Source organism: Frankia sp. CeCAU1 (assembly GCF_977971845.1).
Window position 1 is genome coordinate 1 of record NZ_CDWWXA010000044.1, and the last position, 1525, is coordinate 1525.

Sequence of the window (1525 nt, forward strand, 5' to 3'; positions counted from 1 at the left end):
GTCAGGGGGTCAGGGGGTCAGCAGCCGGGGGGTCAGCCAGTCGACGACGGCTCGGACGAACGACCTGCGGTGGCGCAGATCCGCGATCTCGTGCCCCTCGCCGGGAAAGAGCAGGTAACGGCAGTCGACGCCGCGAGCGAGGGCCGCGGCGACCGTCTGCTCCGCCTCGATCACCGGGACGTTGGTGTCGTTCTCCCCGTGCACGACGAGCAACGGCGCGGCGAGGGCGCTCATCCGGTGCAGCGGGGACAGCGCCCGCAGCAACGCCGGCTCGGTGCGTGGATCACCGTACTTGGTGACCGCGGACGCGGCGATCCACGGCTCGGTGTACTGATAGAAGCTCTCCAGATCAACCATCCCGCAGACGTCTACCCCGACCCGGAACAGCTCCGGGAAGTGGACCATCGCCGCCAACGTCAGATAGCCGCCGTAGGAGCGGCCGGCGACGCCGATCCGGTCCGGGTCGGCCAGGCCCGCCGCGACCAGATGCGCCACGCAGCTGCGGACGTCGGCGATGCCGCCGAACCGACGATGGGTGTGATCGGCCTCCTCGAACGACCGGCCGAATCCGGTGGAGCCGCGCACGTTCGGCGCGAACACCGCGATCCCCCGGGCGAGCACGGCCTGGAACAGCGGGTTGTAGACGGGACGCTCCTGCGCCTCCGGGCCGCCGTGCAGGTGGAGCAGGGTCGGGACCGGTCCTCGCGGGCCGTGCGGGCGGTACCACCAACCGGACAGTTCCCGGCCGTCGTGGGCCGGCAGGGCGCACGGCACCGGACGGACCAGCCGCGGGTGGTCACCGGTGCGGGGCCCGGGGATCCCGGGTACACGCGCCGGCGCGGATGGCATGGATGGCATGGATGGCCCGGATGGCCCGGATAGCCCCGGGCTGTCGGATCCCAGGCCGTCAACGTCGATGTTCAGGACGACCCGCGGTCCCGGGATGGTCACTGCCTCGACGGGAGCGTGCGAGATCAGCCGACGGTAGCCGGCGGATGGCGCGGTGAGATCCCAGGTCCAGATCTCCCCCGGCCTGATGGCACCATCCAGAGCAAGCACGAGCTCCCGCCCCCCGGGCCGGACGAGCACGCCGGTGACGACGTCGCGGGGAAGCGGCGGCAGCGTCAGTGACCGTCCGGTGGGCAGATCGACCAGCGCGAGCTCGCTGCACCCGCCCACGTTCCAGACGACGACCGCCCGATCCGGATCGAGCAGGGCGAACCGCTCCAGATCGGCGTCATCCCGGGCGGCGAGGACCCGCGGCCCGCCGGCCGGATCGCCCGTGGGGTCGACGGGGACGTCGAACAACGCGGCCCGGTCCCGCCCGATGTCGCACAGCAGCAGCAGGCGACGGCCGTCGGCGACGAACCGACCGGTCACGGTGGTCGCCGTCCCGCCGGGCACCTGCCATGACCCGCCGATCCCCTCCCCGGCTGCGATCCCCTCCCCGGCTGCGATCATGGTGTCGACCACGAGCACCCGCCGGACGCCACGGGGGCCCTCCCGCAGCAGCAGGCGGTACCCG

General features: G+C 72.9%; 1 protein-coding gene. It reads right to left on the reverse strand.

The annotated features are described in order from the left end of the window. Window positions 1-9: 9 nt before the first annotated feature. The coding region (locus tag AC08OO_RS10310) for an alpha/beta hydrolase family protein (RefSeq protein WP_476618450.1) at window positions 10-1525 on the reverse strand (1516 nt) is incomplete at its 5' end.